This is a genomic window from Pseudomonas fluorescens, from assembly GCF_001708445.1.
Classification (GTDB): Bacteria; Pseudomonadota; Gammaproteobacteria; order Pseudomonadales; family Pseudomonadaceae; genus Aquipseudomonas; species Aquipseudomonas gorinensis.
The window spans coordinates 6437508-6459859 of record NZ_CP015637.1 but is presented as its reverse complement, the minus strand read 5'-3'; the positions used below and the strand labels follow the sequence as shown (position 1 = coordinate 6459859).

The window sequence follows — 22352 nt, the reverse complement described above, 5'->3', positions numbered from 1 at the left end:
CCTCAAACGCCCTAAGGTTTCGAAAGTCTTGTTTTCATTAGCAGGGGAGCGAACCAGCTGACCAGTTGGGTCAACACGAAGACGCCGAATACAGCCAGCGGCGCCAATGGCTTCACACCTGCAAAGGTCAGTGCAAACAGCACTGCCGTCAAAATCAGTTTCCCCGCCTCGCCGGCATAAAAAGACCGGACGATGGCCTGGGCTGCTCGGGCGCCGGAAAACCGAAAGGCCCTGTGAGCAAAATACATATTGGGCAGCAAGGCTATCAGGCCTCCGCAGAGTCCTGAATACCCGGCTACGACTCCATGCCAGTACCAAAGCGCCAATGCGGCGATCAGCACCATGACAAATTGAGCCAATAAAACCGGGAAAACGGCCAAGCGATGGAACGGCAACGTGTTTGGCGTGCGGGTTTCCATCACTCTTGCTCCTCAATGGTCGGCTGCCGGAAATCAATAACTTGGCATAATTTGTGCCGACAAAATGCGCGCAGAGTATAGGGGCGGTTCTGCCCCTATTCAACTGCCGGGTAGTGATTTCCGATCACGCGCTACATAAGCAAATGTTTCAGCGAATGTGGGCAAGGACGCCCTGAAGCTCATCGAGCGAGTTATATCCGATGACCAATTGGCCTTTGCCTTTCTTGCCATGGCGAATTTGCACCGCAGAGCCCAGGCGCTCGGCCAGGCGCTGCTCGAGACGCGCGATATCCGGATCAGGTTTGGCCGTTTCGACCGGTGCAGGTTTGCCACTGAGCCACTGGCGAACCAGGGCTTCAGTCTGACGAACGGTGAGACCTCGTGCGACAACGTGTCGCGCCCCTTCAACTTGTTGATTTTCCGGTAAACCGAGCAAAGCGCGGGCATGACCCATTTCCAGATCGCCATGGGAAAGCATCGTCTTGATGACTTCCGGCAGAGCGATCAGGCGCAACAAGTTGGAGACCGTGACGCGGGATTTACCCACCGCCTCGGCCACTTGTTGCTGGGTCAGCTGGAATTCCTGCTGCAAACGCTGCAGGGCGATCGCTTCTTCGATCGGATTGAGGTCTTCTCGCTGGATGTTCTCGATCAACGCCATGGCGATGGCAGTTTCATCCGAGACATCGCGCACCATCGCCGGGATGGTTTCCTTGCCGGCCTGCTGGCTGGCGCGCCAGCGGCGTTCACCGGCAATGATTTCGAAGCGGCCACCACCAATCGGGCGTACCACGATCGGCTGCATCACGCCCTGAGCCTTGATCGAATTGGCCAGCTCTTCAAGCGCTTGGGGGTCCATGTCCCGCCGTGGCTGGTATTTACCGCGCTGGATCAGGTCCAGCGGCAGGTGTTGCAGCTCACGCTCGTCGGCCTGCACCGCTTGTTCTTCAAGGGTCGTGACAGTCGGACCACTCAGGAGCGCATCCAGTCCACGTCCGAGACCTCGTTTCTTGACGGCCATGGGGATTCCTTAAGTTGGCTGGGCTGCAGCAGTGCGTGAATTGCGGCGTTGGCGACGAACCATCTCGCCGGCCAGGGCCAGGTAGGCAATCGCACCACGCGATGTTTTGTCGTATGCCAAAGCCGGCATGCCGTAGCTTGGCGCTTCGGCCAGACGGATATTGCGCGGGATCACGGTGTCGTACAGTTGCTCGCCAAAGTGTTCCTTGAGCTGCGCCGAAACATCGTTCATCAGGCTCAAGCGCGGGTCGAACATGGTCCGCAGCAAGCCTTCGATCTGCAGGTTCGGGTTCAGCAACTCGGCGATACGCTTGATGTTATCCACAAGGTCGCTCAACCCTTCCAGTGCGTAGTACTCGCACTGCATGGGGATAATTACCCCATCGGCAGCCACCAAAGCGTTGAGCGTGAGCATCGACAGCGACGGCGGACAGTCGATCAGGATGTAGTCGTAATTCTCGCGGATCGGCGCCAAGGCACTGCGCAAGCGGCTTTCTTTCATCTGCATTTCCAACAGCACGACTTCCGCCGCGGTCAAATCGCGGTTGGCCGGCAGCAGTTGATAACCGCCATGCTCGGAGTAGTGCATGGCCTGGGCGAGGTCGCACTCACCAATCAGCAAGTCGTAGACCGAGTTTTCCAGGCCGTGTTTATCCACACCGCTACCCATGGTGGCGTTGCCCTGTGGATCGAGATCGATCAACAGCACCCGGCGCTTTGTCGCGACCAGGGATGCTGCGAGGTTGATGCAGGTGGTGGTTTTGCCCACGCCACCTTTCTGGTTCGCTATCGCGAATACCTTAGCCATTCTTGCTTGTGTTCCCAATCATGCCGTGCGGCGCAGTATCAGCAGATGGCGTTGGCCTTGGCAACCGGGTACGGCCAAGGCGTGTTCGCTATCGAGGTGGAAGTCTGCCGGCAATGCTAACAGCTCGTCGCTTGGATGAACGCCCTTCATTGCCAGCCAACGGGTTTCGCGGTCGCCCAGGTGGCGGGTCCAGTTGCAGAAGTTCTCCATACTGCTGAACGCCCTGGAAACAATTCCGCTGAAGGGCTGTTCGGGTACGAAGGCTTCGACACGACTGTGGATAACTTGCAGGTTGTCCAGCTTCAGCTCCAGTTTGACCTGGGTCAGGAAGCGGGTTTTCTTGCCATTGCTGTCCAGGCAGGTCACGTGCGACTCCGGAAACAGGATAGCCAACGGAATACCAGGCATGCCGCCGCCACTGCCCACGTCAAGCCAGCGGCCGTTTTCGATAAACGGCATCACGCTCAGGCTGTCGAGCAAATGCCGCGAGACCATTTCATCGGGATCGCGTACCGCCGTGAGGTTGTAAGCCTTGTTCCATTTGATCAACAGGGCCAGGTAGCCCAGCAGCAGCTCTTGCTGGGTTTCGGTCAGATGCACACCCAGTTGGCGTGCGCCTGTGGATAACTCTTCGGCGTGTTGCGAGGTGACCAACGAACTCAAGCGCTTTGCTCCAACTGACGGCCCGCGCCGCGTTTTTTCAAATGAATCATCAACAGCGAAATGGCTGCCGGGGTTACGCCAGGGATACGTGACGCCTGGCCCAGGGTTTCCGGCCGAGTTATCCCCAGCTTGCTTTGAATTTCCTTCGACAACCCGGAAATGCCGGTGTAGTCGATATCCGCAGGCAGCTTGGTGTCTTCACTGGCGCGCAAGCGGGCGATCTCGTCCTGCTGGCGGTCAATGTAACCGGCGTATTTGGTCTTGATTTCGACCTGCTCGGCGACCTGCGGATCTTCTGCGCCCTGCCCGGTCACTTCGACCAGACCAGCGTAGTCGATTTCCGGACGGGACAGCAGGTTCAGCAAGTTGTATTCGTGGGTCAGCGGCGTGCCGAATTTTTCAGCAATCGCATCGCCCTGCTCGGTGCCCGGGCGGACCCAGGTGCTTTTCAGGCGCTGCTCTTCCAACGCGATGCTTTCGCGTTTTTTGCAGAAGGCTGCCCAGCGTGCGTCATCGACCAGGCCCAGTTCGCGACCTTTTTCGGTCAGGCGCAGGTCGGCGTTGTCTTCGCGCAGGATCAGGCGATATTCCGCCCGGGACGTGAACATCCGGTACGGTTCCTGGGTGCCCAGGGTAATCAGGTCGTCGACCAATACACCGATGTACGCCTCATCGCGACGCGGGCACCAGCTGTCTTTACCCTGGGCACGCAATGCAGCGTTGGTTCCGGCCAGCAAACCTTGGGCACCAGCTTCTTCATAACCGGTGGTGCCGTTGATTTGTCCGGCAAAGAACAAACCGCCGATCACTTTGGTTTCCAGGCTGTACTTCAGGTCACGCGGGTCGAAGTAGTCGTACTCGATGGCGTAGCCCGGGCGCACGATGTGTGCGTTTTCCATGCCGCGAATCGATTGCACGATCTGGATTTGCACATCGAACGGCAGGGAAGTGGAAATCCCGTTCGGGTACAGCTCATGAGTGGTCAGGCCTTCGGGCTCGATGAAGACCTGGTGGCTTTCCTTGTCGGCAAAGCGGTGGATCTTGTCTTCGATCGACGGGCAATACCGTGGACCGATGCCTTCGATCACCCCGGAGTACATCGGCGAACGGTCGAGATTCGCGGCAATGATTTCGTGGGTGCGGCCATTGGTGTGGGTGATCCAGCAGCTCACCTGTTTCGGGTGCTGTTCTTTGGAGCCCATGAACGACATGACCGGGATCGGTGTATCGCCGGCTTGCTCGGTCATCACAGAGAAATCCACGGACCGCCCGTCGATACGCGGCGGGGTCCCGGTTTTCAGGCGACCGACACGCAGCGGCAATTCACGCAGGCGCTTTGCCAACGCAATCGACGGAGGATCACCGGCGCGGCCGCCGGAATAGTTCTGCATGCCGATGTGGATAAGTCCGCCGAGGAAGGTACCGGTGGTCAACACCACGGATTCCGCGAAGAAACGCAGGCCCATCTGGGTGACGACACCACGTACCTGGTCTTGCTCGACGATCAAGTCATCGGCGGCCTGTTGAAATATCCACAGGTTCGGCTGGTTTTCCAGGGTTTCGCGAACCGCTGCTTTGTACAGGATGCGGTCGGCTTGAGCCCGTGTGGCACGCACGGCCGGGCCTTTACGGCTATTGAGCACGCGAAATTGAATGCCACCCTTGTCGGTAGCCATGGCCATCACGCCGCCAAGGGCGTCGATTTCCTTGACCAGATGGCTTTTGCCGATCCCACCGATGGCAGGGTTGCAACTCATCGCACCGAGGGTTTCCACGTTGTGCGTCAGCAACAGGGTTTTTACGCCCATGCGTGCTGACGCCAGTGCTGCCTCGGTACCGGCATGACCGCCGCCGATGACGATCACTTCAAAACGGGAAGGGAAATCCACCACGCACCTCGTGCCTGCTTATGTAGGTAATTAGGAATTGATTGGTTGAGCTGGTTTTAGAGCTTTGGCGGCAAGTATAGGGACTTAGCCCTCCCTAAAGAACCCTTTGCACAAAATTTAACCAGCTGTGGATGAATCACAGACAATAGAAATTAAAAGAGAGAAGTTTATTAAATCTTTGTTTTTATGTTTATTTCTACTGAGGCACCTTTCTGTGGATAGATCTCTACAGGCCTTTATTTTCTTCGTGTACAGCGCTTTAAAAGTCTGTGGTCATGTGCCCATGAGGGGCTTGGATAAGTGCTTTAAGCCTGTGGATTAAACAGGTGGTTATCCACAGGCGGGTTTTAGCCCAGGTTTCGAGCCCTGTTATCAACCGAGCACAGGGGCGGTTATTCACAGGGCTTAATCCACAGAAATGGGAGCACTGAAGCAAATTGCGCGCACGCGGAGGCCACCCACGACCTGGTTATGCATAGAGAAAGGAGGAAATCGGGTGACGCGAAAGAAACAGACAGGCGCGAATGGCCTGCCTGTGGAAAACGAAAGACTATTTACCGATGCAGAAGCTGGAAAAAATCCGTCCCAGCAAATCATCCGAGCTGAATGCCCCCGTGATTTCGCCCAACAGCTGTTGGGCCTGGCGTAGATCCTCAGCCAGCAGCTCCCCTGCCCCCGCCAAGGTCAGCTGTGCCCGACCGTGTTCCAAGGCCGCGCGGGCATGACGCAACGCCTCCAGGTGCCTGCGGCGAGCGCTGAAGCTGCTTTCTGAAGTCTGTTCGTAACCCATGCAGGCCTTGAGGTGGTCACGCAGCAGCTCCAGGCCGTCCCCGGCCGACTTCGCACTCAGACTTATGGTGACGTGGCCATCGTCACTGGTTTCCATGGCAATGGCTTCCCCTGTGAGGTCAGCCTTATTGCGGATCAAGGTGACTTTGGCCGGGTCTGGCCGTTGTTCAAGGAATTCCGGCCACAGCGCAAAAGGATCAACAGCTTCAGGTGCGGTGGCATCCACCACCAGCAGCACCCGATCCGCTTCGCCGATGGCCTTGAGCGCCCGTTCTACACCGATCTTTTCCACCTGGTCGTCTGTATCACGCAGACCGGCGGTATCGACCACATGCAAGGGCATACCGTCGATGTGGATATGTTCGCGCAGGATATCCCGTGTGGTACCGGCAATCTCGGTAACGATCGCCGCTTCACGCCCCGCCAGGGCATTGAGCAAGCTGGATTTACCGGCATTGGGTCGACCGGCAATCACCACGGTCATGCCGTCACGCAGCAAGGCGCCTTGCCCGGCTTCGCGCAGTACTGTGGATAATTCGTCGCGGACCTTGTCCAGCATCGCCAATACATGGCCATCGGCAAGGAAGTCGATTTCCTCTTCCGGAAAATCAATCGCCGCTTCCACGTAGATACGCAGGCTGATCAGTTGCTCGGTCAAGTTATGCACACGCAGGGAAAACGCCCCCTGCAGCGAGCGCAATGCATTGCGCGCAGCCTGTGCAGAACTGGCCTCGATCAAGTCGGCTATCGCTTCGGCCTGCGCTAGGTCGAGCTTGTCGTTGAGGAATGCCCGCTCGCTGAATTCTCCCGGGCGCGCCAGGCGACAACCCAGTTGCAGGCAGCGTTGCAGCAACATATCCAGGACGATCGGGCCACCGTGTCCTTGCAATTCGAGGACATCTTCGCCGGTAAAGGAATTAGGGCCCGGGAAATAAAGTGCCAAGCCTTCGTCCAATACCCCGTTATCCGCATCCAGGAAGGGGCCGTAATGCGCGTAGCGAGGCTTGAGATCACGACCACTGATGGCTTTGGCGGCAATGCCGGCGAGCGGCCCGGAAATTCGAACGATACCGACACCGCCGCGACCTTGAGCGGTAGCGACAGCAGCGATGGTTTCACGAGGAGCGCTCATCAGCAGGTTCCAGAACAAAAGTGACGGAAAGCAAAACGCCCCACTAGGGGGCGTCTTGAGTGGTTATCCACAGAGTAAGTTACGCCGCGGCTTTTTTGGTAGCCGCTTCGATCTTACGTGTGATGTACCACTGTTGAGAGATCGACAACACGTTGTTGACCACCCAGTACAGCACCAGGCCAGCTGGGAACCACAGGAAGAAGAAGGTGAAGATGATTGGCATCATTTTCATTACCTTGGCCTGCATCGGATCCGGCGGCGTTGGGTTCAAGCGCTGCTGGATAAACATGGTCGCGCCCATGATGATCGGCAGGATAAAGAACGGGTCTTTGATCGACAGGTCAGTTATCCACAGCATGAACGGAGCCTGGCGCATTTCCACGCTTTCCAGGAGTACCCAGTACAGCGAAAGGAATACCGGCATTTGTACCAGAATCGGCAAGCATCCACCCAGCGGGTTGATCTTCTCTTTCTTGTACAACTCCATCATGGCCTGCGACATTTTCTGCCGGTCGTCACCATGTTGTTCTTTCAGCGCGGCCAATTTAGGGGCCACGGCACGCATGCGCGCCATCGACTTGTAGCTGGCGGCCGACAGTGGGAAGAAGATCCCCTTGATCAGCATCGTCAGGAAGATGATCGAGAAGCCCCAGTTGCCGACGATGCTGTGGATATGTTGCAGCAGCCAGAAGATCGGCTGGGCAATAAACCACAGGATGCCGTAATCCACAGTCAGTTCCAGGCCTGGGGATAACTCTTTCAGTACTGCCTGGCTTTTCGGGCCGGCATACAAGGTAGCGCTGGTTTCAGCCTTGGCGCCTGGAGCGACGGTCAACGCCGGGCCAGTAAAGCCAATGATGTAGTTGCCCTGGCTGTCCTTGCGGGTTTGCACCAGGTTGGCTTCACCCTTGTTCGGAATCCATGCGGTCACGAAGTAGTGTTGCAGCCAGGCAACCCAGCCACCTTGAACGGTTTCTTTCAGCGCGCCCTTGTCGATATCTTTCATCGACACTTTTTTGTACGGCTCGTTACTTGTCCACAGGGCGGCGCCCAGGTAAGTCGCGGTGCCGGTGGCGGTGCTGGAAGACGGATCGGAACTGCCATCACGCTTGAGCTGGGCAAACAGGTTGCCGCTCCACGGTTTGTCGCTTTCGTTGTCGATCAGGTAAGTGACCTTCAAGTCGTACAAACCACGGGTGAAGCTGAAACGCTTGATGTAGTTGACGCCATCGAGGCTGAATTTCAGGTCAACGTTCAACTGGTTTTGGCCATCAGCCAGTTGATAAGTCTTCTGTTCGGTCGAATAAACCGGACGACCGGTAGCACGAGCATCCGGACCGTTGGTGCCAGTCAGGCCGCTTTGTGCCAGATAAACGCGTTCGCCGCCGTTATCGAACAGCTGGAACGGAACACCCGGATGGTCTTGGCGACGTGGATAAAGCGGCAGCTTCAGCTGGGCGATATCACCACCTTGTGGATCGATAGCCAGGTCGAGCACATCCGTTTTGACGTGGATGAGGTCTTTATTGGTGACTACTGGCGTTTCTACAGGGGCGCTTGTCTCGCCATTCGCGCTGGGAACATCGGCACTCGCGGACGCATTGTTACCCAGCGGGGTGTCCGGAATAGCCGGCGCAGCCTGATTGGTAGCAACATTCTGAGTCGGCAGGGCAGCTTGGCCATAGTCCTGGTTCCACTTAAGAACCATGACGTAGGACACGATTGCCAGGGCGACGATCAGGATCGTGCGTTTAATATCCATGATTACTCGGCCATCGAAGAAGAACGGGAGGTAGGGATAGGTGGAACCGGGTCATAACCACCGGGATTCCACGGATGACAGCGGCCTAAACGACGAAAGGCCAGCCAGCCACCGCGCAGAAGACCATGATTTTCTATGGCCTCTAACGCGTAGCAGGAACAACTGGGGTAGAAACGACAGTGGTTGGCCATCAGAGGACTAATGGCATAACGGTAAAACTGGATCGGAACGAGCGCCAGTTTACGCATCAAGGCTGTCTACCCCTACAGTTTCGGTGCTGACTGCTGGTGCTGGCTTGTGGGTACGCGCCAAACGTTTCCAGAGCTTGCCGAAATGCTGAATCAATTCGGGGTTTTCTACGTCCCCCAAGCCTTTGCGCGCGACGATAACAATATCCCAACCAACCAGAGTGTCCTGGTGGAGGCGAAACGATTCGCGCATCAGACGCTTGAGGCGATTGCGCTCAACGGAGAGCTTTACGCTCTTCTTGCCGATCACCAACCCGAGACGGGGGTGATCCAGATCGTTGTTACGCGCAAGGAGCAGGAGATTTTTCCCCGGAACCTTGCCGGTGGGGGAGTCAAAGACTGCCTTGAAGTGCCGGGGGGTAAGCAGGCGCTTTTCCCGACTGAAGTCCTGACTCACCACCAGTACCGGATTATCAAACTGCCAGACGCGCACGACCTTTGGCGCGGCGACGCGACAGGACAGCACGGCCGTTCTTGGTGGCCATGCGAGCACGGAAGCCGTGGGTACGGGCGCGTTTGATGGTGCTTGGTTGGAAAGTACGTTTCATGGCGTTGTTACCTGGTTCGTCCACAACGGGCCGGAATGGCCCCCGTTTTAAGAGACCGGCGATTCTAGAGAAAGCAAGCCTCTAGGTCAATTTCCAACCAGCTTTTCCTTTAATTAGATCTTTGCACGTATCCAGGCCTTTTCTGTCCGCCTGGCTTCCATGGGCAATGCCATAGATATAAAAATAAAGAAGGAAGTTATTTAAAGCTTTTCTGTAAAGCTTATAAAAGCTAGGGAAGCGTTCGTCTGTGGATAACTGCCTTGAGGCCATATTCCACGTGATGTACAGAGAATGACAACACGGGGGAGAAACGGTGCTCTGCCTGTGCTGCGCTGTCGGATAAGCTGTGTGTGGAATGGCTTGTTATCCACAGGCCGGTTACCCACAGACTTTCGACCCCACTTGTACAATGGGCTTAGGTGCGCTTATCCACAGAGCTTATGCACAGACCATCTGTCGCCTTCTTTACGGTTAAGGCATTGATTTTGGCTGGTGTGTGAGCAACCTACATGTGGATAAGTGGGCGGCTGGCCGCTACAATGGCGGCTGTTTTTGCCTCACCGGCTTTCAACTTAGGGGATATCCGTGTCAGTGGAACTTTGGCAGCAGTGCGTGGAGCTTTTGCGCGATGAGCTGCCTGCCCAGCAATTCAACACCTGGATCCGTCCGCTACAGGTCGAAGCCGAAGGCGACGAGTTGCGTGTCTACGCACCCAATCGTTTTGTTCTCGACTGGGTCAACGAGAAGTACCTGAGCCGCGTTCTCGAATTGCTCGATGAGCATGGCAATGGCCTCGCGCCCGTGCTCTCCTTATTAATAGGCAGCAAACGCAGCTCGGCGCCTCGCGCTGCGCCGAATGCGCCGTTGGCAGCGAGTGCCTCGCAGGCACAGTCCGCTGTCGCGCCTGTTAATAACTCGCCAGCACCGGTTGCTCCGACGCCTTCAAAATCCTCGTCGCAGAAAAACGCGCCTATAAATGAAGAGCCGTCCCGCGACAGCTTCGACCCAATGGCAGGTGCCAGCTCGCAGCAGGCCCCGGTTCGCGCGGAACAGCGCACTGTGCAGGTGGAAGGCGCGCTCAAGCACACCAGCTACTTGAACCGCACCTTTACCTTCGAGAACTTCGTCGAAGGTAAATCCAACCAGCTGGCCCGGGCGGCCGCCTGGCAAGTGGCCGATAACCCCAAGCATGGTTACAACCCACTCTTCCTTTATGGTGGCGTTGGCTTGGGTAAGACTCACTTGATGCACGCTGTGGGTAACCATCTATTAAAGAAGAACCCGAATGCCAAGGTCGTGTACCTGCACTCGGAGCGCTTCGTGGCTGATATGGTCAAGGCCCTGCAGCTCAATGCCATCAACGAGTTCAAGCGGTTCTACCGTTCCGTTGATGCCTTGTTGATCGATGACATTCAATTCTTCGCCCGCAAGGAACGTTCCCAGGAAGAGTTCTTTCACACCTTCAACGCCCTGCTCGAAGGCGGCCAGCAGGTCATCCTGACCAGCGACCGTTATCCGAAGGAAATCGAAGGCCTGGAAGAACGCCTGAAGTCGCGCTTTGGTTGGGGCCTGACCGTTGCGGTAGAGCCGCCGGAGCTGGAAACCCGCGTTGCGATCCTGATGAAAAAGGCTGACCAGGCGAAGGTCGACCTGCCCCACGACGCCGCATTCTTCATTGCCCAACGCATTCGCTCCAACGTGCGTGAGCTGGAAGGCGCGCTCAAGCGGGTGATCGCACACTCGCACTTCATGGGCCGCGACATCACCATCGAGTTGATTCGCGAATCCTTGAAAGACCTGCTGGCACTCCAGGACAAGCTGGTTAGTGTGGATAACATCCAGCGCACCGTGGCGGAGTACTACAAGATCAAGATTTCCGACCTGCTGTCCAAGCGCCGCTCGCGCTCGGTGGCTCGTCCGCGTCAGGTGGCTATGGCACTCTCCAAGGAGTTGACCAACCACAGCCTGCCGGAAATCGGTGATGTGTTTGGCGGTCGCGACCACACCACGGTCTTGCACGCGTGCCGCAAAATCAACGAACTTAAGGAATCCGACGCGGATATTCGCGAGGACTACAAGAACCTGCTGCGTACACTGACTACGTGATGACACCAGCGCAGCTTATTAAGGCAAGGGACTAGACCATGCATTTCACCATTCAACGCGAAGCCCTGTTGAAACCCCTGCAACTGGTCGCAGGCGTCGTCGAGCGCCGACAGACCTTGCCGGTGCTCTCCAACGTATTGCTGGTTGTCGAAGGCCAGCAGTTGTCCTTGACCGGTACCGACCTGGAAGTCGAGCTGGTGGGGCGCGTCCAGCTCGAAGAACCCGCCGAACCTGGCGAGATCACCGTGCCCGCGCGCAAGCTGATGGACATCTGTAAGAGCCTGCCCAACGATGCGCTGATAGACATCAAGGTTGATGAGCAGAAGCTGGTGGTCAAGGCCGGTCGCAGCCGTTTTACGCTGTCTACCTTGCCAGCCAATGATTTCCCCACCGTTGAAGAAGGCCCTGGCTCGCTGACCTGCAGCCTGGAGCAAAGCAAGCTGCGCCGTTTGATCGAGCGCACCAGCTTCGCGATGGCCCAGCAGGACGTGCGTTACTACCTCAACGGCATGCTGCTGGAAGTGTCGGAAGGCATCATCCGTGCCGTGGCCACCGACGGTCATCGTCTGGCAATGTGCTCGATGCGTGCTGATATCGGTCAGCCGGACCGTCACCAGGTGATCGTGCCGCGTAAAGGTATCCTTGAATTGGCACGTTTGCTGACCGAACCGGATGGCAACGTCAGCATTGTCCTGGGCCAGCATCACATCCGCGCGACCACGGGGGAGTTCACCTTCACCTCCAAGCTGGTTGACGGCAAGTTCCCGGATTACGAGCGTGTGCTGCCTAAAGGCGGTGACAAGCTGGTCATCGGCGATCGTCAGGCCCTGCGTGAAGCCTTCAGCCGTACCGCGATTCTGTCGAACGAGAAGTACCGCGGTATCCGCCTGCAATTGGCCAACGGCCAGTTGAAGATCCAGGCCAATAACCCGGAGCAGGAAGAAGCGGAAGAAGAAGTGGGCGTCGACTACAACGGCGGTTCGCTGGAAATCGGCTTCAACGTGAGCTACTTGCTTGATGTGCTGGGCGTGATGACCACGGAACAGGTGCGCCTGATCCTGTCGGACTCCAACAGTAGCGCCCTGGTGCAAGAATCCGATAACGACGACTCGGCTTACGTTGTTATGCCGATGCGCCTGTAATCATGCTCAGCAGAAGCTAGATGTCCCTCAGTCGCGTCTCGGTCACCGCGGTGCGCAATCTGCACCCGGTGACCTTCTCCCCCTCCCCACGCATCAATATCCTCCATGGCGCCAACGGCAGTGGCAAAACCAGCGTGCTGGAGGCCATCCATTTGCTGGGGCTCGCCCGTTCATTCCGCAGTGCTCGACTGTTGCCGGTGATTCAATACGAACAACTGGCGTGCACAGTGTTTGGCCAAGTTGAATTGGCTGAAGGTGGGCACAGCAGCTTGGGGATCTCCCGCGATCGTGGCGGGGAGTTTCAAATTCGCATTGATGGGCAAAATGCTCGCAGTGCGGCGCAACTGGCGGAAATCCTGCCGCTGCAATTGATCAACCCAGACAGTTTCCGTTTATTAGAAGGCGCACCGAAGATCCGGCGTCAGTTCCTCGATTGGGGAGTGTTCCACGTGGAACCGCGATTCATGGCCACGTGGCAGCGCCTGCAGAAGGCCCTGCGGCAGCGGAACTCATGGCTGCGGCATGGTACACTTGACGCCGCTTCGCAAGCGGCCTGGGACCGGGAACTGTGCCTGGCCAGCGACGAAATTGATGAATACCGCCGCGCCTATATCAAAGCCTTGAAACCAGTCTTTGAGCAGACCTTGAGTGAGTTGTTGGATCTCGAGGGGCTGACGCTGAGTTACTACCGTGGTTGGGACAAAGAGCGCGAGCTGAGTGCAGTGCTCGCCACGTCCTTGCAGCGGGATCAGCAAATCGGCCATACCCAGGCCGGACCCCAACGGGCTGATTTGCGCCTTAGATTAGGCGCACACAATGCCGCGGACATCTTGTCCCGTGGTCAGCAGAAGTTGGTGGTGTGTGCTTTACGGATCGCCCAGGGGCATCTCGTTAGCCAGGCCAGGCGTGGCCAGTGTATTTATCTGGTGGATGACTTGCCGTCCGAACTCGATGAGCAACACCGCCTCGCGTTATGCCGTTTGTTAGAAGAATTACGCTGCCAGGTTTTTATCACCTGTGTAGACCACGAATTATTGAGGGAAGGCTGGCAGACGGAAACGCCAGTCGCTTTGTTCCACGTGGAACAAGGCCGTATCACCCAGACCCACGACCATCGGGAGTGAAGGCATGAGCGAAGAAAACACGTACGACTCGACCAGCATTAAAGTGCTGAAAGGTTTGGATGCCGTACGCAAACGTCCCGGTATGTACATTGGCGACACCGATGATGGTAGCGGTCTGCACCACATGGTGTTCGAGGTGGTCGACAACTCCATCGACGAAGCTCTGGCCGGTCACTGCGACGACATCAGCATCATCATCCACCCGGATGAGTCCATCACCGTGCGCGACAACGGTCGTGGCATTCCGGTAGATGTGCACAAAGAAGAAGGCGTATCGGCGGCAGAGGTCATCATGACCGTGCTCCACGCCGGCGGTAAGTTCGACGACAACTCTTATAAAGTCTCCGGTGGTTTGCACGGTGTGGGTGTGTCGGTAGTGAACGCTCTGTCTGAAGAGTTGATCCTTACTGTTCGCCGTAGCGGCAAGATTTGGGAACAGACCTACGTCCACGGTGTGCCACAAGAACCAATGAAAATTGTTGGCGACAGTGAGTCCACCGGTACCCAGATTCATTTCAAGCCTTCGGCTGACACCTTCAAGAATATCCACTTCAGCTGGGACATCCTGGCCAAGCGTATTCGTGAACTGTCCTTCCTCAACTCCGGTGTCGGCATCGTCCTCAAGGATGAGCGCAGCGGCAAGGAAGAGCTGTTCAAGTACGAAGGTGGTCTGCGTGCATTCGTTGAATACCTGAACACCAACAAGACTGCGGTCAACCAGGTGTTCCATTTCAACATCCAGCGTGAAGACGGCATCGGCGTGGAAATCGCGTTGCAGTGGAACGACAGCTTCAACGAGAACCTGTTGTGCTTTACCAACAACATTCCACAGCGCGACGGCGGTACTCACCTGGTGGGTTTCCGTTCCGCGCTGACGCGTAACCTGAATACTTATATCGAAGCTGAAGGCCTGGCGAAGAAACACAAAGTCGCCACTACCGGTGATGACGCCCGTGAAGGCTTGACCGCAATTATCTCGGTAAAAGTGCCGGACCCTAAGTTCAGCTCCCAGACCAAGGACAAGCTGGTGTCTTCCGAAGTGAAGACAGCAGTGGAACAGGAGATGGGCAAATACTTCTCCGACTTCCTGCTGGAAAACCCGAACGAAGCCAAGCTGGTTGTCGGCAAGATGATCGATGCGGCACGTGCCCGTGAAGCGGCGCGTAAGGCCCGTGAGATGACTCGTCGTAAAGGCGCGTTGGATATCGCCGGCTTGCCCGGCAAACTGGCTGACTGCCAGGAGAAGGACCCTGCCCTTTCCGAACTGTACCTGGTGGAAGGTGACTCTGCTGGCGGTTCCGCCAAGCAGGGTCGTAACCGTCGCACCCAGGCCATCCTGCCGTTGAAGGGTAAGATCCTCAACGTTGAGAAAGCCCGCTTCGACAAGATGATTTCCTCCCAGGAAGTCGGCACCTTGATCACAGCCTTGGGCTGCGGTATTGGTCGCGAGGAATACAACATCGACAAGCTGCGTTACCACAACATCATCATCATGACCGATGCTGACGTCGACGGTTCGCACATCCGTACCCTGCTGCTGACCTTCTTCTTCCGTCAGTTGCCGGAGTTGATCGAGCGCGGCTACATCTACATCGCCCAGCCGCCACTGTACAAAGTGAAAAAAGGCAAGCAAGAGCAATACATCAAAGACGACGACGCCATGGAAGAGTACATGACGCAGTCGGCCCTGGAAGACGCGAGCCTGCACTTGAACGACGAAGCACCGGGTATTTCCGGTGAGGCGTTGGAGCGTCTGGTAAACGACTTCCGCATGGTGATGAAAACCCTCAAGCGTTTGTCGCGCCTGTACCCTCAGGAGCTGACCGAGCACTTCATCTATCTGCCGGCCGTGAGCCTGGAGCAGCTGGGCGATCATGCCCACATGCAGGATTGGCTGGCTCAGTACGAGGTGCGCCTGCGCACCGTCGAGAAGTCTGGCCTGGTGTACAAGGCCAGCCTGCGTGAAGACCGTGAACGTAACGTTTGGCTGCCAGAGGTCGAGCTGATCTCCCACGGCCTGTCGAACTACGTCACCTTCAACCGCGACTTCTTCGGCAGCAATGACTACAAGACCGTGGTAACCCTGGGCGCGCAACTGAGCACCCTGCTGGACGACGGTGCTTATATTCAACGTGGCGAACGCAAGAAGCAGGTCAAGGAATTCAAGGAAGCCCTCGACTGGCTGATGGCTGAAAGCACCAAGCGCCACACCATCCAGCGATACAAAGGTCTGGGTGAGATGAACCCGGATCAACTGTGGGAAACCACCATGGACCCAGCTCAGCGCCGCATGCTGCGTGTGACCATCGAAGACGCTATTGGCGCAGACCAGATCTTCAACACCCTGATGGGTGATGCGGTCGAGCCACGTCGTGACTTCATCGAAAGCAATGCCCTGGCGGTGTCCAACCTGGACTTCTGATCAGGTGGAGGTTCTCAGAATAAATGAGAACTTTCACAAATAGATGACTCAAGCTTGTCAGCTCAACTGACTGAAAAAGCCAACGTTTTTAAACGTTGGCTTTTTTGTCTTTAAAAACAGAGATTTTTAGCGCTGTTGTAGTTATCGGCAGCGGGGCCAATTCGGTGGTGACGCCATCACAGGGTTCAGGTAACAGAACGTCTCAAACTTCCCAACGCTCGGTCACCAACTGTCAATGAATTGTTCCAGCTCAATGATTTCCCGCCGCAGTCAGGCTACCCTTGCCTAGCGGCAGTAATCCCAATACCGATCACTGGTCTGGCAAGTTACCAAGCAGTAGCAGCACTACCCTGTGTCATGAGTGCGTCCGAAAGTGATAGTCGGCGCAGATAGAGCGTAACAAGGTCAATTCAAGGAGAATGACAGTGAAGTGGATGGATGACCTGTTACACACGATCGACAATGCCCAAACTGAAGCTGAATTGTTGGATCGGATCGTAAGCACTGCAAGACACCTAGGGTTCGACTATTGCGCCTATGGGATCCGAATACCTATACCCGTCACCCGCCCTGCGGTCGTGATGAGCAACAATTTTCAGCCTTCGTGGCGACAACGCTATGCCCAGTGCGAATACATTGCCGTGGACCCGACAGTGCAACACTGCACGAAATCGACGATACCGATTGTCTGGGACGAGCAAATAACCCAGCAAACCCCGCAGATGTGGGAGGAAGCCCGCGCAGCCGGACTGGTCCATGGTTGGGCTCAATCCTGTCTGGACGGCCGCGGTAGCGGCGGCATGCTGACACTGGCGCGCCCCAGCGACGCTATTACTGCGCAAGAGCTCGCATCCAATCAAAAATACATGCGGTTTTTGGTGAATGTCGCCCATCAGGGGTTCTTGCGAGTACTGACACCGCAGTGGCAATTACCGCAGGAAAAATCGCTGTCGCGGCGCGAATGTGAAGTCCTTAAGTGGGCAGCCGACGGCAAGACTGCCTACGAGATCGGTTTGATCCTCTCGCTATCGCGGGAAACCATCAAGTTTCACCTGCGCAATGCAGGCTCGAAACTGGGCGTCCATAACTGCACCGCTACCGTAGTGCGCGCCACTACACTGGGCTTGCTCGTCTGAGACACCACTCATGTGTGCACCGCTGAAGCGTTAACGGCGCCGAGTGAGAACAACAACAATAATACTCGCACGTTGAAGACGCACCTGCCCAAAAGAGCAGTACCTAAGCATTCGATTATTCTGCTGAATTATCCCTCGATTATTTGCCGAGGGTTCCTCATGTATATGACCACGGGTACGCGCCTTACATTACCGATAGAACTGTGGCAGGCCCTGCTGCGATATCGCTATCGCGTATTTGTCGAGAAACTTGGATGGCATCTGGACTGTGCGATCGGTGAGGAGCTGGATCAATTCGATCGCGACGACACGGTATACGTGATCGCCCATCAAGGCCCGCGCATCGTCGGCGTAGCGCGGCTGCTGCCCACACACAAGCCCTATCTGCTGGGAGAAGTGTTTCCCCAGGTGCTCGGCGACCAGGCACTCCCTCATTCGGCGGACATCTGGGAAATCTCCCGTTTTGCTGCCGTCGACCTGCAGCAACAGACCTTCACTGGCCATTCAATGTCATCGCCGAACGCCGTGGCGCTGCTGCACGAAGTGCTCAAGGTCGCGGCTCGCCACGAGGTTCGCCAATTGATCACGGTATCTCCGCCGGGGATCGCCCGATTGTTGCGCAAAGCGGGCTTCGACGCTCATTGCGGGGAAAAGCTGACCGTGATCGAAGGGCAAAAGATCATGGCCAACTGGATCAGGGTACCGCCCAGCCTTGTTGATCGAGAAGTGGCCTGAAGCACTACGAATGGCCTGCCGCTGCCGGCAAATTGGGCAAGCCGCCTCCCCAAAAGGTTAGGTTACAACTTCAGGCCCCTGTTCTTAAATAGCGCTGCATCGGCATTTCAACCATATAAAGGACATGGGCCCTACATGAAAAAAGTCATTGTCATTTCGGGGCATCCGGATCTCTCGGTTTCCCGCGTCAATATCGCGATCATGAGCAAGATCAGCCATCGTGGCGTCAAGGTCCATAGCCTGTCTTGCGCGGTAACGCCCACCGGGTTCGATGTTCGTGCAGAGCAGGCGTTGCTCGATGCCCATGACCGCATCGTGTTGCTGTTTCCGTTGTATTGGTATTCCTGCCCGGCAATCATGAAACAGTGGATCGATGAAGTGTTCACCCCCGGCTATGCCTACGCACGCGGTGGCGACAAGCTCAAGAACAAGGAGTTCATGATCGTCACCACAGTGGGGGCGCCATCCACAGGCTACCGCGCTGGCGGGTTCAACCGTTACACACTGGATGAATTGCTCAGGCCTTTGCAGCAGACGGTGGCGTACGTCAAAGGTATCTACCTGCCTGTCGTCGGGGTTTACGAATCGGTATTCATCGACGACGAATCAATCGACGTCATCGCTCAGAATGTCGCCGAACAGGTCATTGAGGACCAGGCATCCGCCGACCAGCTCTACGAAAACATGCTATTGCAGGCCGAGCAGGCGCAAATCGCCCTGCTGCAATAAGGTGTCATCCATCATGAAGACGCCAAACGCCCAGATCCCACCGTGCGCCAGCCTGGTGGCCGAGCTCCATGAGCTAGGTTTTCTGCATTCGGCCAGCGCGATCATCGACACCGAATCCACGGTATTCGAACTGTATTGCCTGATGACGGCCGCGACGCCCGCCTGGCTCAAAGGTGCGTTCAGGCTGCGCGACAGCATCTCGCAGCACTTTCACGTCGAGAAGATCGGCGGGTTCTCGGGCGTCACACCAGAGTGCGTCCCGACGGTCGGCGAAAAGCTCGATTTCTTCACCGTCGAGGCCCTCAGCGCACACAAGCTGGTACTGACCTCACGCGATACCCATCTGGCGGTCATGGTCTCGATCGATACAACACTCACGCAACCGCGTTGCCTGCATATCACCACCTCCGTCAAGACCTTCAATACTTTCGGCCGCCTCTACATGCTGCCGGTGGCGCCGGTACATGGGCCCATCATTAAGCTTTTGCTGTCCCGTCTCCCCCTACATTCCCCAATTCGCTCACTTGGAGATCGCAACCCATGAACTGCGCAGACTTGATTGACCCCCATCTGTTGCACAAAGACAGCCCCAAGGATGTCCTGATCGCTCGACCAAGGCTGATTCTGCCCAGTTTTCTCAGTACTACGATTGGTGCAGAAATACTGGCTGGCAACGCGCAGGATCAGGCCCTGTTCGAGGCGCTGTACAGTGCGCAAGATGGCCAGTATGTGCTGCGCTATCTGCCCTTGAAAATCAGTGCGGAACAGGCGAGCACACTCTCCACCTTCGAGATCCGCCTGACTGATTTCTATACCGAGTGCGGCGACCACTTCATCCTCACGGCTGAATTCATCCCCCTGCAGGCCCAACGCTACCTTGCCCAGCATTTTCAGGGCGGTGATGCCGAAATACCGTCCGACCAGGTATTACGCATGATCGAGTGCCTTGAAGCGCTCGCGCAGTGGGATAAGGCCAGGCAGGGGTCTTATCTGTTGATCAATGACACCAAGAATTACTACTTCTATAACAAGCAGCACGAACATGTGCCGGGCCTGATGTTGATCGAGGTGGCCAGGCAAGCCATGTACTACTACGTCTACAACTACTTGGGGCACCGGCGCGGCGCAGTTTCCATTTCCATCGAAGACTTGCGCATTTCCTTCAATGCCTACACCGAATCGGCCTATGAAGTCGAAATCGTGGTGCAGCAGGCCCAGGGCCTCAGGCGATCACAACCCAAGTCCATCGACAAGTGCGCGAACTTCTATCAGAACGGTCGGCTGGTGTCGCGTCTTTGGCTGCAAGGCGCAGTGATCAAGTTACCGCTGTTCAAACGCATGCGCTCGTTGAACTACCCTCAGGATCATTGGTTTACCCCTTCCGATCGCTTGCCCAAGAACATCCTCGTGCATCACGCCGATAGCGTGTTGCAAGCCAGGCTGAGCCTGCTCTCGGTACTGGGAGTGCTGGTGACTCATCAAGCCGGGGCCATCGATTGGAGCACGGTCAGCACCGTATCGCTCTACATCGAAGGGGGTGGTTTCCTCAGCCTGCCAGTTGCTTCGACCTGCTCCACCGGCGAATCCGACCAGCGGGTGCTGGTGTTCGGTAAGTTGTCCAAGGACCAGGCCAGCGAACTCCGTGAAACGATCAAGTGCCACTGCTTCTTTGCCGGGCAGATGCGATGGGCCGCGGCCTCTTCACCAGCCCCTCTGGCCCACGAGCAAATCGTGGCATGAGGATCGTTCGCCCATGAGCTATGAGCTTTCACAACGCCCACTGGTGATCGGTAAGAGCGTTTCGCTGAAAAACCGATTGTATTTCGCCCCGATGGGCATCGACCTGGCCACCTCGGACGGTTCGCTGTCCGAAGAAATGCTCACTTTCTATCAACATGTGATCGACGGTGGCTGCGCCATGGTGGTACTGGGCAACTCCTCCATAGCGCCCTCCACGCGCCTGCATGCGCGAGGCCTGTGCCTGCACAGCGATGCCAACCTGGAAAAGCTCGCGCCGCTGGTGGAGTACGGCCACCAGCGGGACTGTCCGGTGGTGGTGCAACTTCAGCATTACGGAGCCCAAGGTGGCACGCAGATCAGCGGCCAACCGCTGCTTTGCCCGAGCCGCAGTGCGTTATCCGGTAGCAGCGGTGCCGATCTGTTGGTAGAGATGAGTGTCGAGGACATCGACGCTGTCTGCGATCAGTTTGCCCAAGCGGCTCTGCGTGCCAGACAGGCCGGCGCCAAAATGGTCCAGCTCCAGGCATCCAACGGCTATCTGCTGAGCAGTTTTCTATCGCCCTGGACCAACCATCGGCGTGACGCCTATGGCGCCAGCCCGCTCAAGCGAGCGCGGTTCCTGCTGGAAGTCATCGACCGCATTCATAGGGTTACCGCTGGAGACCTGGAGGTTTCCGTGCGCCTGGGCATCGATGATTGTCTGGGCACCAGCGGGCAGCAACCGGAACTGCTCGAGGACGTAGTGGCTGCTCTGGCGGACGCCGGGACGTCGGCAATCATGTGCTCGATCACCATCAAGGAAACCTTCCGCTACATGCTTTCTGCCCATCCTGAGATTCAGCGACAGTTCGTCGAAGGGGTGCGGCTGATCAAGTCGTTCACCTCGCTCCCGGTCGGCTATGCCGGTTTCATTGGCTCGCTGCAGGAGGCAGAAGATCAACTGCGGCTGGGTCACTGTGATCTGGTCGGCATGAGCCGAGCCCTTTTTGCCGATAACGACCTGATCAGCAAGTCGCTCGCCGGCCATGAGGATCAGGTCCAGCAATGCCGGTTTGACGGTAACTGCTTTCGAGACAAGAGCAATCCGCAACTCGATCGGGTGTATTGCTGCGTGAATGAGCATTACAAGCGGCCCGCTCACATCCATTACGGGAATCAATAACATGGAATTTCAAGACAAGAACGTCGTCATCACCGGCGGAGCAAGCGGTATCGGCCTAGCCGTGGCAAAGCAACTGGCCGGAGCGGGCGCGCGGCTGTTCCTGATGAGCAGAAACGAGCAAAAGGCTGCCGCCGCTCTGGAGATACTCGGGGCTTCGGCGCAGTTCATCTTTTGCGATGTAGCGTCGGAAACTTCAGTAGCCGAAGCCTTCGGGAAGGTGGCTGGCGAGGTTGATCAGTTGCACTACGCCATCAACAACGCAGGCATTACCGCCCCCTACGCGCCGATCGCGACAATCCAGCCGCAGGACTGGAACAGGGTCATCCACACCAACCTGAACGGCCCCCTTTACTGCCTGCAAAAAGAACTGGCATTGATCAGCCAGTACCCCGATGGAGCGATCGTCAATGTTTCCTCGTGCGCTGGCGTGATGCCGATGGCCAATCAGGCGGCCTACGTCGCCAGCAAGACAGCGCTCAATGCCTTGACGCAGGTCGCCGCCATGGAGAATGCCTGCGACAGCGATTCCGGCTTTGCCGTGCGCGTCAACGCCGTAGCGCCCGGGCCGACACTGGGAGGTATGAACTCTCCGGAACGGCTGGCTGCCCATCCGGAAAACACCCAGCGCAAGCGTGACGTGACGGCCATGAAGCGCTTTGCCCAGCCAGAGGAAATCGCCGATGCGATCATGTTTTTGCTGAGCAAGAGATCCAGCTATATCACCGGCACAGTGCTCAGCGCCGATGGCGGCTATCACATCGGCAAATTCTAGGGGTAA

Annotated in this window: 21 protein-coding genes; 11 read left to right on the top strand and 10 right to left on the bottom strand. The window is 56.9% G+C overall.

Annotated features, from left to right (window positions below; genetic code table 11):
• Positions 1-11 precede the first annotated feature (11 nt).
• The 10 genes from A7317_RS28980 to rpmH form a co-directional block, all read right to left on the bottom strand.
• Entirely contained in the window at positions 12-419 is a 408-nt protein-coding gene (locus tag A7317_RS28980; RefSeq protein ID WP_024078255.1) for a F0F1 ATP synthase subunit I, read from the bottom strand.
• A gap of 148 nt (positions 420-567) precedes the next feature.
• Positions 568-1440, bottom strand: a complete 873-nt coding sequence (locus A7317_RS28975) for a ParB/RepB/Spo0J family partition protein (protein WP_024078256.1) — start codon at positions 1438-1440, stop codon at positions 568-570.
• A gap of 9 nt (positions 1441-1449) precedes the next feature.
• On the bottom strand, positions 1450-2247 hold the full coding sequence (locus A7317_RS28970; protein WP_015886651.1) for a ParA family protein: 798 nt from the start codon (positions 2245-2247) through the stop codon (positions 1450-1452).
• Positions 2248-2265: 18 nt separating this feature from the next.
• On the bottom strand, positions 2266-2910 hold the full coding sequence (gene rsmG / locus A7317_RS28965; protein ID WP_069077299.1) for a 16S rRNA (guanine(527)-N(7))-methyltransferase RsmG: 645 nt from the start codon (positions 2908-2910) through the stop codon (positions 2266-2268).
• Positions 2907-4799 (bottom strand): tRNA uridine-5-carboxymethylaminomethyl(34) synthesis enzyme MnmG, encoded by a 1893-nt coding sequence (mnmG, locus tag A7317_RS28960; RefSeq protein ID WP_069077464.1) that lies wholly within the window; start codon positions 4797-4799, stop codon positions 2907-2909. Before mnmG ends, rsmG begins: the two co-directional genes overlap by 4 nt.
• 550 nt (positions 4800-5349) lie before the next feature.
• On the bottom strand, positions 5350-6720 hold the full coding sequence (gene mnmE, locus A7317_RS28955; RefSeq protein WP_069077298.1) for a tRNA uridine-5-carboxymethylaminomethyl(34) synthesis GTPase MnmE: 1371 nt from the start codon (positions 6718-6720) through the stop codon (positions 5350-5352).
• Positions 6721-6799: 79 nt separating this feature from the next.
• Positions 6800-8482, bottom strand: a complete 1683-nt coding sequence (gene yidC / locus A7317_RS28950; protein ID WP_069077297.1) for a membrane protein insertase YidC — start codon at positions 8480-8482, stop codon at positions 6800-6802.
• Positions 8483-8484: 2 nt separating this feature from the next.
• On the bottom strand, positions 8485-8730 hold the full coding sequence (gene yidD, locus A7317_RS30470) for a membrane protein insertion efficiency factor YidD (protein WP_077430980.1): 246 nt from the start codon (positions 8728-8730) through the stop codon (positions 8485-8487).
• A complete protein-coding gene (gene rnpA / locus A7317_RS30465) occupies positions 8723-9130 on the bottom strand; it encodes a ribonuclease P protein component (protein WP_020302575.1) in 408 nt (135 codons plus the stop codon). The genes yidD and rnpA overlap by 8 nt, the downstream gene beginning before the upstream one ends.
• A gap of 13 nt (positions 9131-9143) precedes the next feature.
• Positions 9144-9278, bottom strand: a complete 135-nt coding sequence (gene rpmH / locus A7317_RS30460; protein WP_003213577.1) for a 50S ribosomal protein L34 — start codon at positions 9276-9278, stop codon at positions 9144-9146.
• A gap of 585 nt (positions 9279-9863) precedes the next feature.
• On the opposite strand from rpmH, the gene dnaA reads away from it, so the two are divergent.
• The 11 genes from dnaA (at position 9864) to A7317_RS28890 (ending at position 22346) form a co-directional block, all read left to right on the top strand.
• Complete coding sequence (gene dnaA, locus A7317_RS28940) at positions 9864-11384, top strand: chromosomal replication initiator protein DnaA (RefSeq protein ID WP_024072541.1); 1521 nt, start codon at positions 9864-9866, stop codon at positions 11382-11384.
• Positions 11385-11422: 38 nt separating this feature from the next.
• Positions 11423-12526: a DNA polymerase III subunit beta gene (gene dnaN, locus A7317_RS28935; protein WP_005783345.1), complete on the top strand. Its 1104-nt coding sequence runs from the start codon at positions 11423-11425 to the stop codon at positions 12524-12526.
• A 20-nt stretch (positions 12527-12546) separates the two neighbouring features.
• Positions 12547-13650 (top strand): DNA replication/repair protein RecF, encoded by a 1104-nt coding sequence (gene recF / locus A7317_RS28930; RefSeq protein ID WP_024072542.1) that lies wholly within the window; start codon positions 12547-12549, stop codon positions 13648-13650.
• 4 nt (positions 13651-13654) lie between these two features.
• On the top strand, positions 13655-16072 hold the full coding sequence (gene gyrB / locus A7317_RS28925; RefSeq protein WP_024072543.1) for a DNA topoisomerase (ATP-hydrolyzing) subunit B: 2418 nt from the start codon (positions 13655-13657) through the stop codon (positions 16070-16072).
• A 419-nt stretch (positions 16073-16491) separates the two neighbouring features.
• Positions 16492-17208 (top strand): helix-turn-helix transcriptional regulator, encoded by a 717-nt coding sequence (locus A7317_RS28920; protein ID WP_051448857.1) that lies wholly within the window; start codon positions 16492-16494, stop codon positions 17206-17208.
• A gap of 159 nt (positions 17209-17367) precedes the next feature.
• A complete protein-coding gene (locus tag A7317_RS28915) occupies positions 17368-17943 on the top strand; it encodes an acyl-homoserine-lactone synthase (RefSeq protein WP_041160802.1) in 576 nt (191 codons plus the stop codon).
• A 135-nt stretch (positions 17944-18078) separates the two neighbouring features.
• Positions 18079-18672, top strand: a complete 594-nt coding sequence (locus A7317_RS28910; RefSeq protein WP_024072551.1) for an NAD(P)H-dependent oxidoreductase — start codon at positions 18079-18081, stop codon at positions 18670-18672.
• Between the two features lie 13 nt (positions 18673-18685).
• Positions 18686-19216, top strand: a complete 531-nt coding sequence (locus tag A7317_RS28905) for a DUF2867 domain-containing protein (RefSeq protein WP_069077295.1) — start codon at positions 18686-18688, stop codon at positions 19214-19216.
• Complete coding sequence (locus tag A7317_RS28900) at positions 19213-20412, top strand: AfsA-related hotdog domain-containing protein (RefSeq protein ID WP_069077294.1); 1200 nt, start codon at positions 19213-19215, stop codon at positions 20410-20412. The genes A7317_RS28905 and A7317_RS28900 overlap by 4 nt, the downstream gene beginning before the upstream one ends.
• Positions 20413-20425: 13 nt before the next feature.
• Entirely contained in the window at positions 20426-21574 is a 1149-nt protein-coding gene (locus tag A7317_RS28895; protein ID WP_024072554.1) for an NADH:flavin oxidoreductase, read from the top strand.
• A 1-nt stretch (position 21575) separates the two neighbouring features.
• Positions 21576-22346 (top strand): SDR family NAD(P)-dependent oxidoreductase, encoded by a 771-nt coding sequence (locus A7317_RS28890; protein ID WP_069077293.1) that lies wholly within the window; start codon positions 21576-21578, stop codon positions 22344-22346.
• Positions 22347-22352: the final 6 nt, after the last annotated feature.

Bases quoted from the DNA above. Each gene is read 5' to 3' on its own strand.
- A7317_RS28905 (WP_069077295.1), top strand. From the start codon at position 18,686: ATGAAGACGCCAAACGCCCAGATCCCACCGTGCGCCAGCCTGGTGGCC.
- yidD (WP_077430980.1), bottom strand. From the start codon at position 8,730: ATGCGTAAACTGGCGCTCGTTCCGATCCAGTTTTACCGTTATGCCATT.
- A7317_RS28910 (WP_024072551.1), top strand. From the start codon at position 18,079: ATGAAAAAAGTCATTGTCATTTCGGGGCATCCGGATCTCTCGGTTTCC.
- A7317_RS28970 (WP_015886651.1), bottom strand. From the start codon at position 2,247: ATGGCTAAGGTATTCGCGATAGCGAACCAGAAAGGTGGCGTGGGCAAA.
- yidC (WP_069077297.1), bottom strand. From the start codon at position 8,482: ATGGATATTAAACGCACGATCCTGATCGTCGCCCTGGCAATCGTGTCC.
- A7317_RS28980 (WP_024078255.1), bottom strand. From the start codon at position 419: ATGGAAACCCGCACGCCAAACACGTTGCCGTTCCATCGCTTGGCCGTT.
- A7317_RS28890 (WP_069077293.1), top strand. From the start codon at position 21,576: ATGGAATTTCAAGACAAGAACGTCGTCATCACCGGCGGAGCAAGCGGT.
- mnmE (WP_069077298.1), bottom strand. From the start codon at position 6,720: ATGAGCGCTCCTCGTGAAACCATCGCTGCTGTCGCTACCGCTCAAGGT.
- A7317_RS28895 (WP_024072554.1), top strand. From the start codon at position 20,426: ATGAGCTATGAGCTTTCACAACGCCCACTGGTGATCGGTAAGAGCGTT.
- gyrB (WP_024072543.1), top strand. From the start codon at position 13,655: ATGAGCGAAGAAAACACGTACGACTCGACCAGCATTAAAGTGCTGAAA.
- recF (WP_024072542.1), top strand. From the start codon at position 12,547: ATGTCCCTCAGTCGCGTCTCGGTCACCGCGGTGCGCAATCTGCACCCG.
- A7317_RS28975 (WP_024078256.1), bottom strand. From the start codon at position 1,440: ATGGCCGTCAAGAAACGAGGTCTCGGACGTGGACTGGATGCGCTCCTG.
- rpmH (WP_003213577.1), bottom strand. From the start codon at position 9,278: ATGAAACGTACTTTCCAACCAAGCACCATCAAACGCGCCCGTACCCAC.
- A7317_RS28915 (WP_041160802.1), top strand. From the start codon at position 17,368: ATGTATATGACCACGGGTACGCGCCTTACATTACCGATAGAACTGTGG.
- dnaN (WP_005783345.1), top strand. From the start codon at position 11,423: ATGCATTTCACCATTCAACGCGAAGCCCTGTTGAAACCCCTGCAACTG.
- A7317_RS28920 (WP_051448857.1), top strand. From the start codon at position 16,492: ATGACAGTGAAGTGGATGGATGACCTGTTACACACGATCGACAATGCC.
- A7317_RS28900 (WP_069077294.1), top strand. From the start codon at position 19,213: ATGAACTGCGCAGACTTGATTGACCCCCATCTGTTGCACAAAGACAGC.